Origin of the sequence: Corynebacterium sp. L4757, assembly GCF_043673995.1 — a bacterium.
Classification (GTDB): Bacteria; Actinomycetota; Actinomycetes; order Mycobacteriales; family Mycobacteriaceae; genus Corynebacterium.
In genome coordinates this window covers 372,740-393,704 of record NZ_JBIMEN010000002.1, presented here as the reverse complement: position 1 = coordinate 393,704, position 20,965 = coordinate 372,740, and the positions used below count along the sequence as shown (strand labels likewise).

Sequence of the window (20,965 nt, the reverse complement as noted above, 5' to 3'; positions counted from 1 at the left end):
CACAAAATTTCGGTGGATTTTTGGGCGGTGTCCATAACTAACCTTGAGGAGTCTCATGACTACGGTTACCGAACAATTCCTAGCAGCCCGCGACTTTCTCGTGGACAACCGTGAAAACTACCTTGGCGCAGTCGAAGGATTCGAGTGGCCACGATTTGAAACTTTCAACTTTGCCACTGATTGGTTTGATCATCTGGCCAGCCAACCAGAGTCCAAAGACCGCGCTGCTTTGGTCATCAACGAGCAGGACGGAACAAGCACTCGCCGTACTTTCGCTGAGATGTCTCAGCGCTCTCAGCAGCTGGCCAACTGGTTAACCGACCAAGGTGTTAAGCGCGGAGACCACGTAATGCTGATGCTCAATAACCAGCTTGAGCTGTGGGAAACCATGCTTGCATGTATTCGAGCTGGATTCGTACTCAATCCAGCCACCGCGATGCTGGGTACGGGTGATCTGCAGGATCGTACCGAACGCGCTGAGATTCGCTGGGTGGTGGCAAACGCCGAGGACGCAGCCAAGTTCCAGGATGTGACCGGTGACTTCACTGTCATCCAGATTCAGGATGGTGACGCCACCCAAGATTCCCATCCCACTTTGTACTACTCGGATTCGCACAATGCTGCCGGCGAATATACGCCTACCCAGCAGACCCAAGCCGATGAAACCTTGTTGCTCTACTTCACTTCCGGCACCACATCAAAGGCCAAGTTGGTGGAGCATACGCATACGTCCTACCCTGTTGGCCATCTGACCACTATGTACTGGATTGGTCTAGAGCCCGGCGATGTCCACCTCAATGTTGCGGCGCCCGGCTGGGCGAAGCATGCATGGTCTAACTTCTTTGCTCCATGGATTGCCGGCGCAACCATCTTCATTTACAATTACTCACGCTTTGACGCACCAGCGTTGATGGCTCAAATGGATAAAGAAGGCGTGACTAGTTTCTGCGCCCCACCAACCGTGTGGCGCATGCTCGTTCAGGCAGACCTGTCACTTCTGAAGACTCCACCAAAGAAGATTGTTGGTGCAGGTGAGCCACTTAACCCTGAACTCTTCAACGCGATCAAGCGCGGCTGGGGTGGTGAGATCCGTGATGGCTATGGGCAGACTGAGACCTCGCTTCAGATTGCTAATACCCCAGGTGAGACAGTAAAGCCTGGTGCAATGGGTAAGCCACTGCCGGGCTTTGACATTAGCCTCATTGATCCCGCTACCGGCGAGCATGGCGATACCGGAGAAATCTGCATCAAGATTGAACCGCGCCCGGTGGGACTAACTGTTGGTTATGTCGCTTCCCCAGAGAAGAATGCAGAAGTATTTCGTGATGGCTACTACCACACGGGCGATATCGCTGAGCGTGATGAGGACGGCTACATTTCTTATATCGGCCGTTCAGATGACGTATTCAAAGCATCTGATTACCGTCTCTCCCCCTTTGAGTTGGAGTCCGTGGTTATCGAGCATGCCGCAGTCGCTGAGGTCGCGGTGGTTCCGTCTCCTGACCCCATCCGCCTTGCGGTGCCAAAGGCATACGTTGCACTCACGAACGGCTACGAGCCTGATGCTGAGACCGCCGAATCTATTCTGAAGCATTGTCGTGATGGTCTGGCTCCATATAAGCGGATTCGCCGTTTGGAGTTCTTCGAATTGCCCAAGACTGTTTCCGGAAAGATTCGTCGCGTTGACTTGAGAAAGCGCGAGAATGAAATCCATGCCGAAGACGGCGGAGAGAAGAAGGTATCATCGGAATTCGCAGATTCTGATTTTCCAGCACTCAAAGGATAGAGTAGAAAATCAGTAAATTTTTCAGCAGCCAAGGAGGAACTCGTGAAATCACGCTCCTTGGCTGCTGCTTCTCTTGATTCCATTGCTGAGGTTCATCGGCAGTGGGAAAAGCATAATTCTACTGAAAGTGCTGATGGGCTAGCTACGCTAACGACTGCAGTTCGTATGGCAGAAATCCTGGTCCAAGGCGCAGAAGACGTACTCAAGCCTTTTGGCATAACTTTTGGCCACTTCGAGCTACTAACAATGTTGGTCTACTCTCGTCGCGGGGGCTTGCCGATGTCGAAAATCAGCGCTCGCTTGCAGCTTCCGCCAGCCTCTTTGACTCACAATGTGTCAAAGCTAGAGGCAGCCGGGCTCGTTGAGCGCAGCCAAGACCCCAAGGATAAGCGTTCTACCCTGGTCAATATCACCGATCAGGGGATCGCGCTATCCGGCGCAGCAGCTCCTGTATTAGATAACTATTTTGCTAACTTGCCCATGGCAAAAGCCGACCAAGCTGCCGTGCGCCGCATGGGTGCGGAGCTTCGAAGCCAGGCCGGCGATAAGGTTGATAAAACTTTCTAAGCGTTCTTGAAGTTGGTGTCGCGCTTTTCGGAGAACGCTGCCATGCCTTCCTTCTGATCTGCCGAGGAGAACAAAGCGTGGAACGTGCGGCGTTCAAATAGCAAGCCTTGCGATAGTGAACTCTCGTACACGGTATTGACCTGCTCTTTAATCATCGATGTTGCAATCTGTGACTTGGAAGCAATGAGCGCTGCTGTCTCCAGTGCTTTGTCCACGAGTTCTTCTGGACTCACAATCTGTGCCACTAGGCCGCTTCGTTCTGCTTCATTAGCATCCATCATGCGCCCGGTCAGGCACATTTCCATTGCTTTCGCCTTTCCGACCGCGCGAGTCAGACGCTGTGAGCCACCCATGCCTGGAGTGATACCGAGATTGACTTCGGGTTGACCGAACTTGGCCTTTTCCCCTGCGATGATGAAATCACACATCATGGCGAGCTCGCAGCCACCGCCCAGAGCATAGCCGTTAACCGCGGCAATGATTGGAGTACGCAGAGCAGTGAATTGGTCCCAATTGGCGAACCAATCAGCTTTATACATGTCAATGGCACTTTGTGACGCCATTTCCTTAATGTCAGCACCGGCCGCAAATGCCTTTTCCGAACCGGTCAGCACAATCGCGCCGATATTTGGATCCGCGTCGAAATCCGAGGCTGCCGCAATAATCTCCGTCTGGGTATCTTTATTGAGGGCATTAAGCGCCTTTGGGCGATTGAGGGTGATCAGCCCGACCTTGTCTTTCGCCTCTACGATGATGTTGTTGTATTCCATGATTATCTCCTTAGAACTCGGGTCCATTATCGCCGCGGCGGTCCAAAATCTTAACCGCTAGGTCCGCGTCTACTTCTTCAATACTCGAGTGCTTCCACTGGGGATTCCGGTCTTTTTCAATAATTTGGGCACGAACACCTTCAACGAAATCGCCATCGGTTCTCATGTTCAATGCCATCCAATATTCTGTGGTCAGTGCGTCCCCCAATGTACCGGTGGCTGCTCGGTCAAGCAGTAGCTCAGCCACTTTCAGTGAGAGCGGCGAATGCGCACGCATCTTCTGAGCCGCCTTAACCGCCCACTCATCTTCAAGTCTGTCCAGGCTGTTCAGGGTTTCTTCAACCGTGTCCGCGGAGTAGACATCAACCATCTTCTCGCGTGCGCCGTCAAAGCTCTCCCCTGCATCACCAACAAAAGATTCGATCTGTGCAACGTCGCCGGTCTCTGCCAAAGCTTCAACAAGTTGATCGAGCTGTTCTTCGGAAACGAAATGGTCAGCAAATCCCAGGTCAATTGCTTCAGCTGCACTGACATGAATGGCGGTATAAGCCAAGTGCCGACCAAGACGATCTGGGGACTGCGCAAGCACGTAGGAACCGCCTGCATCCGGCGCAAAACCAATACCGACTTCAGGCATTCCTAGGCGAGTCGTTTCTGTCACGATGCGGTGGGAACCGTGGCTGGAAATTCCAACTCCGCCACCCAGCACAATGCCTTTCATCAACGCGACATAAGGCTTGGGGTAACTGGCAATCGCATGGTTCAGTTCATATTCTTCTTTGAAGAATACTTTTCCCAGTTCTGGGTCCTTATAAAGATTCGCGATATCACCACCGGCGCATAGCGCGCGGTCCCCTGCGCCGCGGACGATGACGAGAGCAACCTCATCATCGTTTTCCCAATCCTTCAGTGCTTGCTTCATGCCCTGAATCATTTCAAGGTCTAAAGCGTTGAGTGCCTTAGGCCTATTGAGGGTGATAATGCCGGCTTGGCCCTGTCGCGTAATAAGTAATGAATCTGTCATATCGATCTCTCTAGTTTCCTTCCAAAAGCAGGGCTTCGCCTTGTCCTCCGCCGCCGCACAGTGCAACGCCAGCTTTCTTAGCACCATTAGCTAATTTATATGCGGCATGGACCACTAGTCGCGCACCCGATGCACCGATGGGATGTCCCATGGCGATGGCGCCGCCTTCAGCATTCACCCGATCTGGTGAAATCCCCAGCTCATTCGCGGAATGAACAACTACCGCGGCGAATGCTTCATTGATTTCAATGACCTCGAGGTCTTCGACGTCCCAGCCTTGGCGTCCGAGCGCCTTGTTCAGTGCGTTGGCGGGCTGCGCCTGCAAGGAACTATCAGGGCCCGCTACTTGGCCAACCGCGCGCAACGTGGCTAAGGGCTTCCATCCATTAGCTGCCGCATTCGCCCGCGTCGTGAGCACGACGGCCGCTGCGCCATCTGAAATTGGAGAGGCATTACCTGCAGTAATCGTTCCGGATTCTTCGAAAGCCGGGCGCAGCTTCGATAGCGAGTCGACAGTAACGCCCTCACGCACGCCTTCGTCTTTCCCGACGCTAAGGGTTTCCTTCCGGTTGCGGACTTCGATGTCAACAATTTCTTCCGAAAAATCCGCGGCAGATGCCCGTTGATGGGACAAAGCTGCTGCAGTGTCCTGTTCTTCACGGGTAACCGGGTACCGATCAGCGTATTTCTCCGACAAACTGCCCATGGAGATCTCAAGGTCAGCTGCGCGAAGACCGTCATAGTCCATGTGGTCGAGGGCCGTCATTGGCCCATACTTATGGCCAGCGCGCGATTGCGGAAGCAGGTGCGGTGCCTGCGACATCGATTCCATACCACCAGCAACAACCATTTCTGCCTCACCCGAGCGGAGAAGTCGCGCACCATCAATAATCGCGCTTAAGCCTGACAAGCAGACCTTATTCACTGTTGTGGTGTGCGCAGTAGCTGGAATCCCGGCGGCCAGAGCTGCTTGTTTCGTCGGATTCTGGCCGCATCCAGCTTGCAGAACTTGACCCATGATGACCGCATCCACGACATCTGCATCAATATTATTTTTGTTCAATGCTCCACTAATTGCATGGGCTCCGAGCTGTGTGGCCGGCACTTTCGACAAGCTTCCTAAAAGCTTTCCAAAAGGTGTTCTAGCTGCTCCAACAATGACAATTTCTGAATCTTCCATCGCTTCTCCTTTGCCCGAGATGCATAAATGAGGAATATGTACGCTTTAGCAACATATCGTACACCTAGCCTGTGTCTTGTGCCACTACTTTTAAACCTTTCGCCCTAAAGTTTCTAAAGAGTGACTTCTGCCATATAGTGGATAGGTTGGTGCTTCAAACCATAACTCCACCGAAGTGTTTCCGATTTTGATTATTTGAAAGCAAGAGGAGAATAGATCCATGTCTGAATTGAAGGTCACGGAGCCTCCTGAAACTAATCGAAAAGTGAATTCGTCATGGACGATCACTTTATTCGGCACCGCTGTCGGCGCCGGAATCTTGTTCTTACCTATCTCCGCCGGAAGCTTTGGTTTCTGGCCTCTTTTGATCGCCACGGTACTCATTGGCCCGATGACGTATTTCGCGCACCTCGCATTCTCGTGGATGATGAGCTCCACACGCATGCAGGGCAAAGATATCCTGGAAATTTTGACCAGCTACCTCGGCAATAAGGCTGGCATTATTATCGCACTGATTTACTGGTGCACTTTCTTCCCCGTCGTGCTCATTTACGGTGTCAGTATCGTCAACACCGTCGACAGCTTCATTGTGAACCAGCTTGATGGGCCATCGATTTCGCGTTGGATTTTGGCGCCCCTCCTGGTTGGCGCCATGACACTGGCGCTGGCTTTTGGTGAGAAGTTCATGCTGATTGTGGCCCAAGTTGTGGTCTATCCATTGATTATTGCCTTGGCTGCAGTCTCGCTCTATCTGATTCCGCAATGGGACTTAAGCTCCTTCATGGAAGCTGGCCCCAAAGACGCTGCTGGCATGACCAGCGCGATGATCCTGATTTTGCCGACCCTCGTCTTTGCGTTTTCTTTCGTCGCCGCAATCTCCCAGTTCGTTCTGGATATGGAAGACCACTACGGCGAGAATCATGGCCGACAGACCACGAAGGTCATCCGCAATAGTGTTTTGATGCTGACGATCTTCACCATGTTCTTCGTCTGGTCCAGTGCGCTATCCATGGGTGCGGATGGCATGCAGACCGCCAACGAGCAAAACCTACCTGTGCTCTCCTACTTCGCTAATGAAACCGGCACCCAGTTCATGGCGTACATGGCACCAATCGTCGTCATTTGTGCGATTACATCTTCCTATATTGGTCACGCCCTGGGCACCGTGGAAGGCACCAAGTACCTAGCGGGACTGGTCGTTCCATCAGCTAAAGACGTTCCTGCTCGAAAGATGGACTTGTGGGTTTATCTCTTCATGTTCGTCGTCACGTCCACCGTAGCTGTAGTCAATCCATCGATCCTGGACATGATTTCTGTAGTTGGCGGCATCTTCTTCGCGCTGATGACCTACCTATTGCCGATGTACACGATTTACAAGGTCAATGCTCTGAAACGCTTCCGCGCACGCAAGACCAACTACTTCGTGATAGTCATGGGCGTGATTGTTCTCATCGCAACTATCTGGGACATGGTCGCATAAATGCTTTAATGGGGCATGACTGAAAAAGCTGATCCTGGCGATCACTGCTTGTCCCACAGGCATCGCCCACACCTACATGGCGGCTGAAAACCTGGAAGCCGCCGCCCAGGACCTGGGTTATCAAATCAAGATTGAAACCCATGGCTCCAATGGCGTGGAGGGCCACTTCACCGCCGAAGACATCGACAAGGCTGATGCCGTGCTCATCGGCGCGGACACCGTCATCAATAAGAACCGATTCATCGGCAAGCGGCTTATTGCTACCGGCGTTGATGAAGCCATCGAGAAGCCCAAAGAGCTGATTGAAAAGGCTTTGAAAGCGCCGACATTTACGCAAGCCGAACAAAATGAGTCCGAACCAGAGGGCACCACAAATCTGTCTTTCGGGCAGACACTCTATAAGGCGCTGATGAACGGCGTCTCCCACATGATTCCATTCGTGGTCACCGGCGGTCTGCTGCTGGCGCTATCTCTATCGATTGGTGGTAACGCGACCGCGGAAGGCCTCGTCATTCCGGAAGGTTCGCCGTGGATGATGATTTCGCAGATTGGCGATTTGGCATTCTCACTCATGATTCCGGTGCTCTCGGGCTTTATCGCGGTTGGCATCGCCGACCGGCCCGGACTTGCGCCAGGTCTGATTACGGGCTTGATTGCTGTCAACGGTGACCTTTATGGTTCAGAAGCCAATGCCGGATTTATTGGCGGCATCATCACCGGTATTTTATCCGGCTACGTGGCGTTGGCGATTAAGAAGATTCCGGTTCATAAATTCGTCGCCCCAATCTGGCCGATTATTGTCATTCCGATCATCACCACGCTGGTGGTTGGCTTGCTATTTACCTGATTGGTGCCCCAGTAGCATCGCTTTTCGATGCTCTCACTGCCGCACTCGCCGGCATGCAAGGCGCATCTACGCTGGTATTGGGCGCGATTCTTGGCGCCATGGTGGTCGCCGATATGGGCGGTCCATTCAATAAGACGGCGTTTCTATTTGGCGGCGGCCTCATTGCCGCTGGCAATCACCTGCCGATGGGCATGGTTGCTACCGCCATCGCTGTTCCCCCCGATTGCCGTGGGCGTGGCAACTTTGCTGAGGCGTTCTTGGTTCAATAAATCAGAAAATGACTCCGGTATTGCCGCCCTCTTCATGGGATTCTTCGGCATCACCGAAGGCGCCATTCCTTTGGCTGCGGCACGACCGCTCCAAGTAATTCCAGCAAATATCGTTGGCGGCGCGGTTGCCGGTGCACTCGCCGGGATGTTCAGCGTGGCCGATAATGTCATGCACGGCGGCCCAATTGTCGCGGTCTTCGGCGCTGTCGATAATGTGCTGGGATTCTTCATCGCCATGGCAGCAGGTATCGCAGTCAACGCTCTGCTCATTATCGTGCTGGTTGGCCTTTCACAAAAGCGTAGCCCGGCAGCTGATTCTGAAACCGAGCCAGAGCATGCGGAAGAAGCCAGCAATTCACCGATTGCAACGAAGACCAAGACTGAGACAATCCCATTAATCTTTGAGGACATCGTTGTCTTAGATCAGACGTATTCTTCCCGTGATGAGGTCATCACCGCCCTAGCTCAGGCTGCGGGTGAAAAATTTAATGACACCAACGGAGTCATAGAAACTGCACTTGCCCGCGAAGAACAGCACTCCACAGCGGTGGACCACCACGTCGCGATCCCTCATGCACGCACCAATGCGGTGTCAGAACCCGCTTTGGCATTTGCCCGATTAAGTGCACCCGGGGTTGTGTGGGCCGAAGTCGAAGACCCATCGCGAAAAGCTTGCGCGCAATGTCATGAAGCAAGAATTCCGCGATGAACTCTACTCAGCACAAACTGCAGAAGAGGCCATCGCATCAATCCGCCAAGTACTGGATTAAGGAAACCCCAGATAGCTTCCTTTGGACCTTGCCACATCGGCACAGCCTTTTGGTTAGCGCAATCCACGCGATAAAAGCCATAACGATGGCTCAAACCTCACTCCGTCCGTTTCCCTAAGACCCGAGCTGCCATCAGTTCAAGATCACCCCTTCATGCAGTCATTTTTAGATGTGGATGGGACATCCGACAATAGTACGGTAATCAGGTAATCCGTATCCTTGATTGCCAAAACGGAACTATTCGCTGGAAGGCTGGACCGAGGCATCTAACGTCCGAGCATGCCTCAACCAGGCCATCTCCATGCGCGTATCCACATCCATCACAGAACGAGATGTGAGCTCTTCAAATTTGGCAACCCGGTAGCGCAACGTATTTTCATGAACGAAGAGCTGCTCACTGGCTTTGCGATAACTAAAACCAGTTCCGATGAATGTCCACACCGAATGCAGCAGCATATCTCCCTGGTCAGGCTCATCCGCCAGGGCATCCAGATAGATGGAACGAGCCAATTGCCCAACGGCCGGCACAGCTGCAACCGCTATGCGCCATGAACGAGAACGCAGATCATGCCAGCCTGCAGCCCCTTTTGGTAAAGAAGCACGAACCAGCTTGGCCTCCTCCCAGGACTCAGAAAGACTGCCCAAAGTTCGTGGCCCACCAACCGCAAAGAGCAAATCGGAATGGGATGGACGGGCCGGCCCAGCTGGGATCACAGCCGCCAAGTGCCCATTAAACTCACCCGCGACGGCAGGGGATCCGCCCGTTGAGCAAGCTCTTTCAATGGTCTCCATCCACTCCAAGCCGCCCTCAATCCCCAGTACTACGCGGTATTGGTAGGTAGTATCCAGCGAAAGGCTGCGAGCCTTGCTCACAATCGCAATGGAGTCAGGTTCCTCTGCCGACAGCAGCATAATCAGCTCATTCTTTTCCGAGCGTCGGTGCATAACCTCCCCGGTTGCGTGCTGCCGATAATCCCGCGCAACAGCAGTCATCAATCTTTCGCTCATGTCCCAGAAGACATCCATGACTTCCAGCCTGTCATCGAAAGGAAGACCCATCTGACCTGAGATTTCCTTGAACCTGTCCTGCGCAGATGCCAGCGTCAATCGGTGCCCACGCATCACTGAGTCGACACCAATATTCTGCCCAATACGTCGGTTTACCACAGCCTCCATCGAGAGGCTGGCGTCCCAGTTTGGTACGGTTCCGACGCCAATTTGGTCTAGCACCAAGTCGATGATTTCACGAACAGTTTTGACCAAATCCGCTCTATCCACAGAACTATATTCAGGTAGTTCATCATGAATCCGGTTCACTGCGGCAATAACGATGATGTCCTTATCTTGCCGAAGTTTGGACAAGACCGAATGAATTGTGGAGTAATGAATGTCCGACATGGAGATAATTGTAGAAAATTACAAAGGGTGCCGTGAGAGATTAGATGTTTTTCCATTGAGTTGATTTGTGCTCCACGTCATAGTTAATACATCGCCGAAGCCCCACAGCTTTTGGCACTCCCTCTTCTACTCTCAACCGAAGGCCCTCTCACTATGACTCAGGCAATGAATAAGGCTGCAGAAGTGATGCAGCCAGTCCGAACTCCTAAGCAAAAGCGCAAAGCATTCATCGGAGCTATCGCTGGCCACCTCATCGAGTGGTATGACTACGGTGTCTACGGCTTTGTCGCCGTATATATCGGCACGGCATTCTTCGCAGCGTCTACGCCAGCAATCGCGTTGCTCTCCTCGTTCGCAACATTCGCGCTGTCCTTCTTTATGCGACCTCTGGGCGGCTTAGTATTCGGCCCTCTGGCAGACCGCATCGGCCGTAAGAACACCATGGCTCTGGTTATGTTCTTGATGTCGGGCTCTACCTTCGCTATTGGCCTCATGCCAACATATGCCTCAATCGGATTCTTTGCCCCTGCACTCTTGATTCTGGCGCGCTGCCTCCAGGGGCTTTCCGCTGGCGGCGAGATCGGCACCGTAACTTCCTACGTCGCTGAGTACGGTGGTGAAAAGCGTCGTGGCCTGGCTACGTCCCTGCTCATGACCATTGCTGTATCTGGCTTGTTGCTAGGTTCCATCGTTGCCAATGGTCTGGCTGCAATCTTGGGCGATGAAGCTATGCAGGCCTACGGCTGGCGTATCCCATTCCTCATTGCCGGCCCGCTCGGCTTAATGGCAGCGTACATCCGTTCACGCCTTGAGGATTCCGCTCAGTTTGAGGCCATCTCCGAATCCGGCTTCCAAGAAAAGAAGCCGATTCGAGCAACGTTTGCTTGGTCCCGCAACCTCGTACTGGTGGCATGCAATATCGCACTGCTGGCGTCCATGTTCTACATGATTTTGACCTATGCTTCCACGTACTTCGTCAACACCTTGGGATTCAGCCCAACCACCCGTTTCTGGTTCATCACCGCAGCCGGACTCACCGCTGCTTGTTTGATGCCACTGGGCGGACTCATCGGTGACGTCATCGGACGCCGCCCACTCTTGGTAACCACATCTGCGCTGACAATCCCAGCACTCTGGTGGTTCTTCAACTCCGCGCCAGATGCAACCTCATCCTCAATCTTCTTGCCATTCATGTGCTGTGCAGTTCTCTTCGGTCTCTACTCATCCACGCCTTATGCAGTGATGACCGATATGATTCCAACTCAGATTCGCGCAACCGGAATCTCCATGTCCTACAACATTCCGGTGGCTGTATTCGGTGGCTCCGCCCCATTCATCGCTACCTACTTGGTAAGCCTGACCGATGATATCCGCTCACCAATGTACTTCTTCATCGGTACCGCAATCCTGTCTCTTATCTCTTCCATCATCATTGCTCCTCGTCACTACCAGGAAGTAAAAATGGCAGATAAGGATCTCCTTAACCGCATTGCCGCTCACAAAGCGTCGGACCGTGAAGAAGAATCTCTCCTGAAGTCACCTCTTCAGTAAATTAACTCCTGAACTTGCGCTTCACAGTGCGGCTTTCCTCTCAAATGGAAAGCCGCACTTTCTATATCCCCGCCACTATTGTTAAAAAAATAGCGTGTAGGGTTAAAGAAATGGAATCTGCTCGCGCATTAAGCGCTATTGCGCTAATCATCATCTGGCTCGCGATTGCTGGTGTGGGCGGTCCGACCTTCGGCAAAATTTCCGAGGTCAGTACAACCGATAAATCCACATTCTTGCCTGCCAGTTCAGAATCCACGCAGGTGGGTGAAATGGTGGAGGATTTCTCCGATAGCCAGGGAGTCCCCGCCATCGTGGTCGGTGAAACCGCTGAGGTCAATGATGAGCTTCTAGGCGCACTGGAATCTGTTGACGGGGTCCAACAGGTAATTGGACCGCAGGTCTCAGAGGACGGTGAAGCCGTTCAATATATAGCGCTCGTCGACTCAACCGACGTGGTCGATGAGCTTACGCCCGTGGTAGCCGACTTCGGGGACTACTATGTTTCCGGCCCCGCTGGTTTCAGTGCGGACTTGGTCAATGCATTTGCTGGTATCGACGGTATCTTGCTGCTCGTTGCGCTCGCTGCAGTGCTCGTGATTTTGATTGCTGTCTATCGCGCCATACTACTGCCACTGATTGTCATCTTGACTGCAGTATCAGCGTTGTGCGCTGCTATCTTGGCAACATATTGGATGGCGAAATCTGGCATTATCGTGCTCAATGGCCAATCCCAGGGCATTCTTTCTATCCTGGTCATCGGTGCGGCCACAGACTATTCCCTTCTCATGGTCGCGCGACAAAGAGAAGAATTACAAAGAACTTCATCAATTTCTAAAGCACTCATATCCTCCTTCAAGGCGTCCTTTGGGGCGATTACGGCATCGGCAGCAACCGTCGCCATCGCGCTTTTGTGCTTGCTGGTCTCCGATTTGAATTCCAATCAGTCTCTTGGCCCAATCGCAGCAACCGGCATTTTCTTCGCGTGGGTTGCTGCATTAACCTTGTTGCCAGCTCTGCTCTACTTAACTGGCAGAGCTGCATATTGGCCGGTCACTCCGAAAATCACGCAAGAACAAGACACCCACAAGTTCTGGCATAAGATCGCGAACTTCGTGGAATCTGGCCCACGCAAGGTCTGGGCGGGAACTTTAGTCTTGCTATTCGTTGGGGCTTCTTTCGTGCCAATGCTCAACGCCAATGGCGTCTCCACCTCGGATATCATTCTGACGCAAACTTCTGCCAAGCAGGGTCAAGAGATCCTCAACGAACATTTCGATGCCGGTGCGGGTGCTCCAGCATCCATTATTGCTCCGGTGGAATTACAAGAAGAAGTGATGGGGATTCTGGAAGAGCATCCAGAAATTTCCACGGTGACGGCGACTTCTGAATCAGGCGCACCGGCCAATACTCCCCCAATGAATCTAGAACCCAATGTGGTCGATGGCCGCGTGTATTTGCAAGCAACGCTCGATTTGGAAGCAGACTCCTTGGAGGCGCAAGACAGTATTGCGCAGCTACGTGAAGAATTCAGCGCACTCGACGGAAACGTCATGGTCGGTGGCGAATCCGCCACTGCCCTGGATTCCAACCTCACGGCGGAACGCGACCTGAAGGTCATTGTTCCGCTGGTACTCATCGTCGTCCTACTGGTGCTGATTGTCCTTCTGCGCTCGGTACTCTTGCCGGTATTGTTGCTTACCGCAACGGTGGTCAGTTTCGCCGCAGCAATGGGTGTATCTGCGCTAGTGTTTGAGCACCTCTTCAACTTCCCTGGTGCGGACCCTTCAGTTCCGCTATATGGATTCATCTTCCTGGTCGCGCTCGGCGTGGACTACACCATCTTCCTCATGACCCGCGCCAAGGAAGAAACCCCACTCATGGGAACACGCAAGGCGGTACTGCATTCACTGACGGTGACGGGCGGAGTGATTACATCGGCAGGCGTAGTGCTCGCCGCAACTTTTGCAGCGCTATCTGTTATTCCATTGATGTTCATGGTGCAGCTTGCGTTCATCGTCGCCTTCGGCGTCCTGGTGGACACATTCATCGTCCGTACACTGCTGATTCCCGGCCTGGTCCTGGATATTGGGCCGAAGGTGTGGTGGCCCAATAAGCAGCAATCAGAGGTAGAAACCAAGAGTTAAGCCTTCAAAATATCCCGAACAATTTCCGCGACGTGTTTGGGTGCAACTCCTGTCCCCTGGTCAATGTGGGTGCGACAGGAGAAACCATCTGCAATGACGGTGTGCTGATTCTTCTCGGCTTCACGCACCTTCGGGAAGAGCTCACGCTCGCCCAGGGCCATGGAGATTTCTCCGTGGCCCTTTTCAAATCCCCAGTTGCCAGCCAGACCGCAACAACCCGTGGCAATATCCGTTTGGGAAACCCCCAGGGCATCAAGCAACTGCGCTGAATGTTGTGGGTCCCCCAGTGACTTTTCATGACAGTGCACTTGGGTCAGCGCGCTGATATTGGCGGGCTGAATACTGCCTTCCGCGACTTTTTCCTTGATGATGGGCGCGATGAATTCGGCAAAACTCATGGTGGAGGCAGCGAGCTGTTGGATTGCCGGGTCTGAGGAAAGCTCAGTCGCTTCATTTTGCAGCATCACCGTGCAGGATGGTTCCACGCCAATCACCGTCAGGCCGCGGTCCAGGTAGGGCTTCATGACTTTGGCGGTTTGGCCCAGGACTTTCTGGGTCATGTCTAGCTGGCCGGTGGAATGCCAGGTCAACCCGCAACAGACGAATTCATGTGGGATTTCCACCTTATAACCGAGCTGCTCTAGAACCTCAACGGCCGCAGTCGCAGGCGAGGTATCCAGCGAAGCATTGAAAGAATCCGGCCACAGCACCACAGTCTGGGTGGCGAGTTGGTGATGTCGCTTCTTATGCCACTTGCGCAGGGACGTTGGTGCGAAACGAATCAACGGACGCGACGTATCCAGGCCACCGATTTTTCCAATCACCGTTTTGAGCCCAGGGGTTTGCATGGCCGCATCAATCAGGCGCGGGACCAGCGGAATCTTTTGCGCTACGTGCCCAAGTAACGGCAGCCAACCCATCATGTAGTGCGCGGCCGGGCGTACTTTACCCTGGTAATGCTTGTGCAGAAACTCTGACTTATAGGTAGCCATATCCACGTTGACTGGGCATTCGGAGGCACATGCCTTGCAGGATAGACACAAGTCAAGGGCTTCCAGTACCTCTTTGGATTGGTAGCCATCGGCCACGGACTCACCGCGGAACATCTCTGAAAGCAGGCGTGCGCGACCGCGGGTGGAATGAACTTCATCGCCAGTGATCTGGAAAGACGGGCACATAGAATGCTCCTCCGAACGGCAGGCAGAGACACCCACGCAGCGGTTGACCGCATTAACCATGGATCCTTTGTCATGGCTCAAAGAGTGCACTGGGGTCAGTTCCAGTTTTCTCTGACCTGGTGCCATACGTAGGCCATCAGTAACCTCATCTGCGTCAACCAAAACGCCCGGGTTAAACAGAGAATCAGGGTCCAGGATCTGTTTGAACTGCGTGAATACGTCACGCATCTCTTCTGAGTACATGCGGTCCAGCAGGGCAGAACGTGCACGGCCATCACCGTGTTCGCCAGACAAAGAACCATCGTAGAAGGCGACCAATTCAGCGGCCTCATTCATGAAATTGCGGAAAATCTTAATGCCTTCATCGGTGCCGAAGTCAAAGGAAATACGCACGTGCACGCAGCCTTCACCGAAGTGACCAAAAGGAATGCCGCGCAGACTGTACTTATCCATCAGCGTATAGAGGTCACGCAGGTAGTCAGCCAGGTTTTCCGGCGGGACAGCGGAGTCTTCCCAATTGGGCCATGCTTCCCCACCATCCGGAAGGCGTGTCACGACACCGGCGGCAGCTTCGCGGATGCGCCAGAGCTCGCGCATCTCACTTGGATCGGAAACCACCACGGCATCCACGGTGTCAACGGTCGCGGCGACTTTTTCGGCATTGGCAATGGCTTCTTCTGCATTGTCTCCGCCGACCTCGCAGTAGAGCCAACCGCCAGCAGGCATTCCTTTGCGGATACCGGGCAGATTGCCTCCGGCCTTTTCTTGACCATTTTTGGTGCGCAGCGCATCAAGCAGGTCACCGCCCATGCCCTCAATAGTGGCAACACCAGGCAGACGAAGCTGTGCTGCTGCCGATGCCGCATCATAGACCGTCTCAAATCCCAGTACAGCTAGGGCTTTTACTTTAGGAACCTCTACGAGTTTGACGGTCAGTTTCGTGATGACACCCACGGTGCCTTCTGACCCTGCAATGGCTTTCGCCGTATCAAAGCCATGCCTATCCAGCAGATAGTGCAGGCCATAGCCAGAGACTTGGCGCGGAAAACGCCCGAGTTCCGCATCAATGAGTTCGGAGTTTTCGTCTATAAGTTTGTGTAATTTCTGGTCGATGCTTTCGTCGGAGGTACCGCCCCTATCAAAGGTGACCTCTTGGCCATCGGCAAGCATGAGCGTTACTGACACCAAATTTTCTGCTGCCGTACCAAAAGCCACCGAGTGCGAGCCGCAGGCATTATTAGCCACCATGCCGCCGATGGTGCAGCGCGAATGTGTCGAAGGATCGGGGCCATAAGTCAAACCGTATTCAGCAACCGCATCCCGCAAGCCATCACACACCACACCCGGCTCCACCGTGGCGGTGCGGTTTTCAACATCAATGTCCAAAATACGGTTGAAGTAGCGGGAGGTATCAATAATGAGCCCTGTACCAATCGCATTACCAGCCACTGATGTGCCACCGCCGCGAGAGACAATTGACCACCCGCGCTGCTTCGCAATAGCGATACCATCACGAATATCTGCAACGGACTTTGGCTCCAAGACCGCCTTGGGTATCCGGCGAAAAATGGATGCATCCGAGGAATAGGCAGCGCGGGTGGTCATGTCCTCGCGCATGCCAGTGCGCGCAATCCGCTTGAATACGCTGGGGTCAACGCGATCAAACTTGATTGTATGCACGGGCATGTTCTTATTCATTAGAGGAACTTCACTCCCTGAGCCAGCGGCAATTCGCCGGAGTAGTTGACGGTGTTGGTCGCGCGGCGCATGTAGGCCTTCCAAGCATCGGAACCGGATTCACGGCCGCCGCCGGTTTCCTTCTCACCGCCGAAAGCGCCACCGATTTCGGCACCAGAAGTACCGATGTTGACGTTCGCGATACCGCAATCAGAACCGGATGCGGAGAGGAAGATCTCTGCTTCGGAGTTGTCCTGGGTGAAGATTGCTGAAGACAGGCCCTGCGGAACGGCGTTATGCAGGGCGATAGCCTCATCCAAATCGGAGTAGGTAATCACGTAAAGAATCGGCGCAAAGGTCTCATTGTGAACGATCTCGGATTGTTCCGGCATGCGCACCACGGCTGGTTCAACGTAGAAGGACTTCTCCGTATCATCCACGATGACGCGGTTGCCGCCGACAAGTACCTCACCGCCCTGTTCCTGGGCAGTCTTCAGCGCCTCTTGCATGCCTTCATATGCACCTTGGTTGACTAGAGGTCCCACCAGCACGGATTCATCGCGCGGGTCGCCGATGGTCAGCGTCTTATACGCAGCCACGATCTTTTCCACGAGGTCATCGGCAATGGACTCATGCACAATGAGGCGGCGCATCGTGGTGCAGCGCTGTCCAGCAGTACCGGCCGCGGCGAAGACGATGCCGCGCAACGCAAGATCCAGGTCAGCGGAAGGAGTCACGATGCCGGCATTATTTCCGCCGAGTTCCAGCAGGTAACGGCCGAATCGGGACGCAACGCGTGGGGCAACCTCACGGCCCATGCGGGTCGAGCCGGTGGCGGAGACCAATTCCACGCGAGGGTCATCCAGGAGTACTTCGCCGACGGTGCGGTCACCGAGGATGAGGTGAGAAATGTTCTGGTCCTCACCGCAGTCTTCGATGGCGCGCGCCAGCAGTGCATGCGCACCGAGCGCGGACAGCGCGCACATTTCAGAAGGCTTCCACACCACGGTATCGCCGCAGACCAGCGCGTTGGCAGTATTCCAGGAGTAGACAGCAACTGGGAAGTTGAATGCGGAAATCACGCCAACCACACCGATGGGGTGCCAGGTTTCCATGAGGCGGTGGCCCGGGCGTTCCGATGGCATGGTCTTGCCATACAGCATGCGGGATTGACCCAGCGCGAAATCACAGATATCAATCATTTCCTGGACTTCGCCTTCGGCCTCAGAAATGGACTTACCTGCTTCAATCTGAACCAACAGGCCCAGGTCATGTTTGTGTTCGGCCAGGAGTTCGCCCCAGCGCTTGACCACATTACCGCGGCGTGGAGCAGGTACTTCGCGCCAAAACTTGAATGCCTCATGCGCGGAGGAAATCATCTCGGTGGCTTCATCCTTGGTGGTGCGCGGAATATCAAAAAGCTCCTCGCCCGTCAGAGGGGTACGGGTGGTGAGTTCACCAGAACCGATCTGACCTTTGTAGCCGCAGGCAGCGAGGGATTCTTTGATAGTGTTCAGCAGCTGGTCATGAGTCTGAGTAGTCATAGTGGATATGTCCTTTCGAAGAGTTTTAGTTTGTGATTGCTGGGGTTGGGTGGATGGTCACTCCCAGTTGGCTGGCTGCCGCATGGAGTGAGGCCTGTTCTTGGGCTTGGTAGAGCTGATACGGTTCTTGGATGTCGCGGCCCACTATCTTCGACATAGCCGCCAGGTCGTAGTCGGTTCCTTGCTGTTCATTGTCGCGGGTTCCTTCATCTTTGAGGTTGGATTGGAAGATGCCCGCGGCAGAACGCGGCAGGAAATCTTCGTAGACGATGGGCTGGGCAACCAGCAAACCAGCATCAATGAGCTGCTCAACGTCATACTCCCCTGGCTCGGCCTCTCCTGAAACTTCATAGGTGAAGTAACCCAGGCCCTGCTCACGCAAGCCCTTTTCGGTATTCGGCAGGTGCTCTTTCCATACCTCACGAGCAAGCTCCACGCGGGTTTTATCTGAATTAGCGAGCAACTCATCGACCTGAGTATTCATGGAGTCATAGAGCGCGCGACCCTTCTCGGTCAACGCGATGCCACGTTGTTCGACCTCGCCGAAGCGCACGCGCAACGCACCCGGCCCAATGGTGCCATCAGCGAATTTGAAGGTGCGTTCTTCATCCAAAGCGCGGAAAGAGGTTTGGCGCAGCAAGATGTCGGGGCCTTCCCAGTCGGGTGGGCCTTGGATTTCATCAATCATCGTGATGCCGCGCGCTTCCATGCGTTCATAGAGGTCATCGATATCTAATACGCGTGGGGTCAGGTGGTTGATGTGGGTATAGCGCACGCCGCCGATATCACTGGCCACCGCGGAGATGGATTCAAGCTCGCGGTACCACTGCTCATCAATCGGTTCATCATTGAGCTCAAAAGCGGCGGTGGCTAATTCGATGAACTTGTCAGCATCTTCTGCTTCCAAGCCATTGCTTTCCGATGCCCTATTCGCCATCGCGATAAGTTCCTCGGAGAAAATACTGCGGCTATCGATGAATTCCTGCAGGCGCGTTTGCAAGTCTTCACTGAAGAAGCGAGGGTCATCGGCAGCCAGCATGGAGGTAAATACGCGGAAAGGATTCTTCGCCAGCTCATCTTTATCAATGGGGCGAAACGCAGTAGATACCACCGGAACAGATGACTTGGCGGCATCGCGCAAGTCATAGAAACCCACTGGGTACATGCCAAATCCGGCAAAGACCTGCGCCACCTGGTTCATTTCCTTCGGGGAGCCCACGCGGATCGCGCCGTGACGCTCCGCAGTGACGCGGCCGATGGAACCGAGACGCTCGCCCTTCTCACCCATCATGCGCATGAAATCCTGGTTGACGGCTTCGGAGACCTCCACCAAGGTGGTGTAGGCAGGGACTTCCTGGCCATACATATCTGACAAGCTGCGCGCGAAGCGGGCGCGAAGCTCCCAAGTTTCTTGAAATACCATGGTTATATTTCATTCCTTTAAGTTGGAAGTATTAGATGATGTTCTTTTCAATGACGGAGTTCAGCTCTTGGTCAAAACGTGCGGTGGAGAATCCATCATGGGGCAAGAATGATTCCTTGCCTTGTACGATGTCCGCGATGAATTCGCCGGCTGCTGGTCCTTGGAGGAAACCATGCCCGGAGAATCCGGTGCAGTAATAGAAGCCAGAAACCTTATCGGATGCGCCGATAATCGCGTTGCGGTCGGGAGTATTTTCATAGAATCCCGCCCAACCGGAATCGAGCTGCGGGTTCTGCAAGGTTGGTGCGAAGATTTTCGCCGCGGAGTTGAAGGCGCCGAGCCATTCAAAGCTGTAATCCCGGTTGAAGCTCGGTTCGGCTGGGTGCGAGATTCCCAGCAGCATGCCGTTGTAATAGTTGTGCATGTACATCGTGGTGGATAGATCCAGTGTAAAAGGCACAGTGGCATGTGCTTGGGGCTGCTGGGATGTCAGCCCAATCATGCGGCGAACAGGCACCACGGGAAGTTCATGGCCTGCCATGTCACCAATCTCGGCACTCCACGCCCCGGCGGCACAAACAATCTGGCTGGTGCGGATGACTCCGCGCTGGGTGGTGATAGATTCAATTGCGCCGCCCGAAGTGCCAATATCCAAGACTTCAGTGTGGTCCATGACGGTGACACCCAGCGAGATTGCTGCGCGCATATAACCTTCGACGGCTGCCGCTGGGCAGGCATAGCCATCATCTGGGGAAAGAGAACCAGCCAGGATGGCCTTGGGGTCAATGAAGGGGTTAACCTCAGCGACCTGCTCAGGAGTGATCATGGAGGAATTCACGCCGAGCTCATTTTGAGTCTTAGTGGCTTCTTCCAGGTTAGCCACTTCTTCATCTGTTCGAGCGAGGAAGAGATAGCCCACTTTTGCGAGTTCAATATTGGTGCCAAAATCCTCTGTCCAAGTGCGGAATGAGTCCAGGGAACGCTTGCCCAGGATGACATTCATGGGATCCGAGAAATTCGCGCGGACCCCACCCATGGGCTTGGCTGAGGAGCCTCGCCCTACCTGGTGCTGTTCAACCACCACGATTCCGGTGACGCCACGGGATGCTAAGTGCCAGGCGGCACTCATCCCCATGATTCCTCCACCAATAATGACGATGCTGGCAATCTCCGGTTGCTGTTGCGTGTAATTCGGAGACAGTGGAACTTTGACGTCGACCATTTCTTCCCCCTTTCGAGAGCAATGTATTTCACATCACTTTTAATCGGTTATCTGTTATCGATAACTCTAACCATGTCCTCGTGATCTGCGCAATAGTTTGAGGAGGGTAAAGTTTCAGAAAATAGAAAATCGCTG

The 20,965-nt window shown here is 53.8% G+C and carries 13 protein-coding genes and 1 pseudogene; 6 read left to right on the top strand and 8 right to left on the bottom strand.

Features of this window, described 5'->3' with window-relative positions:
• The first annotated feature begins 55 nt into the window (after nucleotides 1-55).
• Together ACG98I_RS04255 and ACG98I_RS04250 are read left to right on the top strand one after the other, a co-directional pair.
• Entirely contained in the window at nucleotides 56-1,786 is a 1,731-nt protein-coding gene (locus tag ACG98I_RS04255; RefSeq protein ID WP_394718646.1) for an AMP-binding protein, read from the top strand.
• 42 nt (nucleotides 1,787-1,828) lie between these two features.
• Nucleotides 1,829-2,353: a MarR family winged helix-turn-helix transcriptional regulator gene (locus tag ACG98I_RS04250; protein ID WP_394718644.1), complete on the top strand. Its 525-nt coding sequence runs from the start codon at nucleotides 1,829-1,831 to the stop codon at nucleotides 2,351-2,353.
• Here the strand turns inward: ACG98I_RS04250 and ACG98I_RS04245 are convergent.
• Genes ACG98I_RS04245 through ACG98I_RS04235 form a run of 3 tightly spaced genes read right to left on the bottom strand, consistent with a single transcriptional unit; the run spans nucleotide 2,350 to nucleotide 5,327 of the window.
• Complete coding sequence (locus tag ACG98I_RS04245; RefSeq protein WP_394718642.1) at nucleotides 2,350-3,123, bottom strand: enoyl-CoA hydratase; 774 nt, start codon at nucleotides 3,121-3,123, stop codon at nucleotides 2,350-2,352. The two genes, ACG98I_RS04250 and ACG98I_RS04245, sit on opposite strands and share 4 nt — an antisense overlap.
• Nucleotides 3,124-3,133: 10 nt before the next feature.
• On the bottom strand, nucleotides 3,134-4,147 hold the full coding sequence (locus tag ACG98I_RS04240; RefSeq protein WP_394718640.1) for an enoyl-CoA hydratase/isomerase family protein: 1,014 nt from the start codon (nucleotides 4,145-4,147) through the stop codon (nucleotides 3,134-3,136).
• Nucleotides 4,148-4,157: 10 nt separating this feature from the next.
• Nucleotides 4,158-5,327 (bottom strand): acetyl-CoA C-acyltransferase, encoded by a 1,170-nt coding sequence (locus ACG98I_RS04235; protein WP_394718639.1) that lies wholly within the window; start codon nucleotides 5,325-5,327, stop codon nucleotides 4,158-4,160.
• A 220-nt stretch (nucleotides 5,328-5,547) separates the two neighbouring features.
• On the opposite strand from ACG98I_RS04235, the gene ACG98I_RS04230 reads away from it, so the two are divergent.
• Together ACG98I_RS04230 and ACG98I_RS04225 are read left to right on the top strand one after the other, a co-directional pair.
• Nucleotides 5,548-6,807, top strand: coding sequence for a septum formation initiator (locus tag ACG98I_RS04230; RefSeq protein WP_394718638.1), 1,260 nt, complete (start codon nucleotides 5,548-5,550; stop codon nucleotides 6,805-6,807).
• Nucleotides 6,808-6,883: 76 nt separating this feature from the next.
• A pseudogene (locus ACG98I_RS04225) lies at nucleotides 6,884-8,693 on the top strand (fructose-specific PTS transporter subunit EIIC).
• 237 nt (nucleotides 8,694-8,930) lie between these two features.
• Here ACG98I_RS04225 and ACG98I_RS04220 read toward each other — a convergent pair.
• Nucleotides 8,931-10,091, bottom strand: a complete 1,161-nt coding sequence (locus tag ACG98I_RS04220; RefSeq protein ID WP_394718637.1) for a PucR family transcriptional regulator — start codon at nucleotides 10,089-10,091, stop codon at nucleotides 8,931-8,933.
• Nucleotides 10,092-10,244: 153 nt separating this feature from the next.
• Here ACG98I_RS04220 and ACG98I_RS04215 point away from each other — a divergent pair, with 153 nt between their 5' ends.
• Both ACG98I_RS04215 and ACG98I_RS04210 read left to right on the top strand, forming a co-directional pair.
• Nucleotides 10,245-11,642: an MFS transporter gene (locus tag ACG98I_RS04215; RefSeq protein WP_394718636.1), complete on the top strand. Its 1,398-nt coding sequence runs from the start codon at nucleotides 10,245-10,247 to the stop codon at nucleotides 11,640-11,642.
• 110 nt (nucleotides 11,643-11,752) lie between these two features.
• Nucleotides 11,753-13,786, top strand: a complete 2,034-nt coding sequence (locus ACG98I_RS04210) for an MMPL family transporter (protein ID WP_394718635.1) — start codon at nucleotides 11,753-11,755, stop codon at nucleotides 13,784-13,786.
• Here ACG98I_RS04210 and ACG98I_RS04205 read toward each other — a convergent pair.
• The 4 genes from ACG98I_RS04205 to ACG98I_RS04190 are packed head-to-tail and all read right to left on the bottom strand — an operon-like array spanning nucleotide 13,783 to nucleotide 20,830.
• On the bottom strand, nucleotides 13,783-16,650 hold the full coding sequence (locus ACG98I_RS04205; RefSeq protein WP_394732530.1) for an FAD-binding and (Fe-S)-binding domain-containing protein: 2,868 nt from the start codon (nucleotides 16,648-16,650) through the stop codon (nucleotides 13,783-13,785). The two genes, ACG98I_RS04210 and ACG98I_RS04205, sit on opposite strands and share 4 nt — an antisense overlap.
• 11 nt (nucleotides 16,651-16,661) lie before the next feature.
• On the bottom strand, nucleotides 16,662-18,185 hold the full coding sequence (locus tag ACG98I_RS04200) for an aldehyde dehydrogenase family protein (RefSeq protein WP_394718633.1): 1,524 nt from the start codon (nucleotides 18,183-18,185) through the stop codon (nucleotides 16,662-16,664).
• 25 nt (nucleotides 18,186-18,210) lie between these two features.
• Nucleotides 18,211-19,608: a 2-oxoadipate dioxygenase/decarboxylase family protein gene (locus ACG98I_RS04195; RefSeq protein WP_394718632.1), complete on the bottom strand. Its 1,398-nt coding sequence runs from the start codon at nucleotides 19,606-19,608 to the stop codon at nucleotides 18,211-18,213.
• 31 nt (nucleotides 19,609-19,639) lie between these two features.
• Entirely contained in the window at nucleotides 19,640-20,830 is a 1,191-nt protein-coding gene (locus tag ACG98I_RS04190) for an NAD(P)/FAD-dependent oxidoreductase (protein WP_394718631.1), read from the bottom strand.
• Nucleotides 20,831-20,965 lie beyond the last annotated feature (135 nt).

Bases quoted from the DNA above. Each gene is read 5' to 3' on its own strand.
- ACG98I_RS04255 (WP_394718646.1), top strand. From the start codon at position 56: ATGACTACGGTTACCGAACAATTCCTAGCAGCCCGCGACTTTCTCGTG.
- ACG98I_RS04245 (WP_394718642.1), bottom strand. From the start codon at position 3,123: ATGGAATACAACAACATCATCGTAGAGGCGAAAGACAAGGTCGGGCTG.
- ACG98I_RS04240 (WP_394718640.1), bottom strand. From the start codon at position 4,147: ATGACAGATTCATTACTTATTACGCGACAGGGCCAAGCCGGCATTATC.
- ACG98I_RS04235 (WP_394718639.1), bottom strand. From the start codon at position 5,327: ATGGAAGATTCAGAAATTGTCATTGTTGGAGCAGCTAGAACACCTTTT.
- ACG98I_RS04230 (WP_394718638.1), top strand. From the start codon at position 5,548: ATGTCTGAATTGAAGGTCACGGAGCCTCCTGAAACTAATCGAAAAGTG.
- ACG98I_RS04220 (WP_394718637.1), bottom strand. From the start codon at position 10,091: ATGTCGGACATTCATTACTCCACAATTCATTCGGTCTTGTCCAAACTT.
- ACG98I_RS04215 (WP_394718636.1), top strand. From the start codon at position 10,245: ATGACTCAGGCAATGAATAAGGCTGCAGAAGTGATGCAGCCAGTCCGA.
- ACG98I_RS04210 (WP_394718635.1), top strand. From the start codon at position 11,753: ATGGAATCTGCTCGCGCATTAAGCGCTATTGCGCTAATCATCATCTGG.
- ACG98I_RS04205 (WP_394732530.1), bottom strand. From the start codon at position 16,650: ATGCCCGTGCATACAATCAAGTTTGATCGCGTTGACCCCAGCGTATTC.
- ACG98I_RS04200 (WP_394718633.1), bottom strand. From the start codon at position 18,185: ATGACTACTCAGACTCATGACCAGCTGCTGAACACTATCAAAGAATCC.
- ACG98I_RS04195 (WP_394718632.1), bottom strand. From the start codon at position 19,608: ATGGTATTTCAAGAAACTTGGGAGCTTCGCGCCCGCTTCGCGCGCAGC.
- ACG98I_RS04190 (WP_394718631.1), bottom strand. From the start codon at position 20,830: ATGGTCGACGTCAAAGTTCCACTGTCTCCGAATTACACGCAACAGCAA.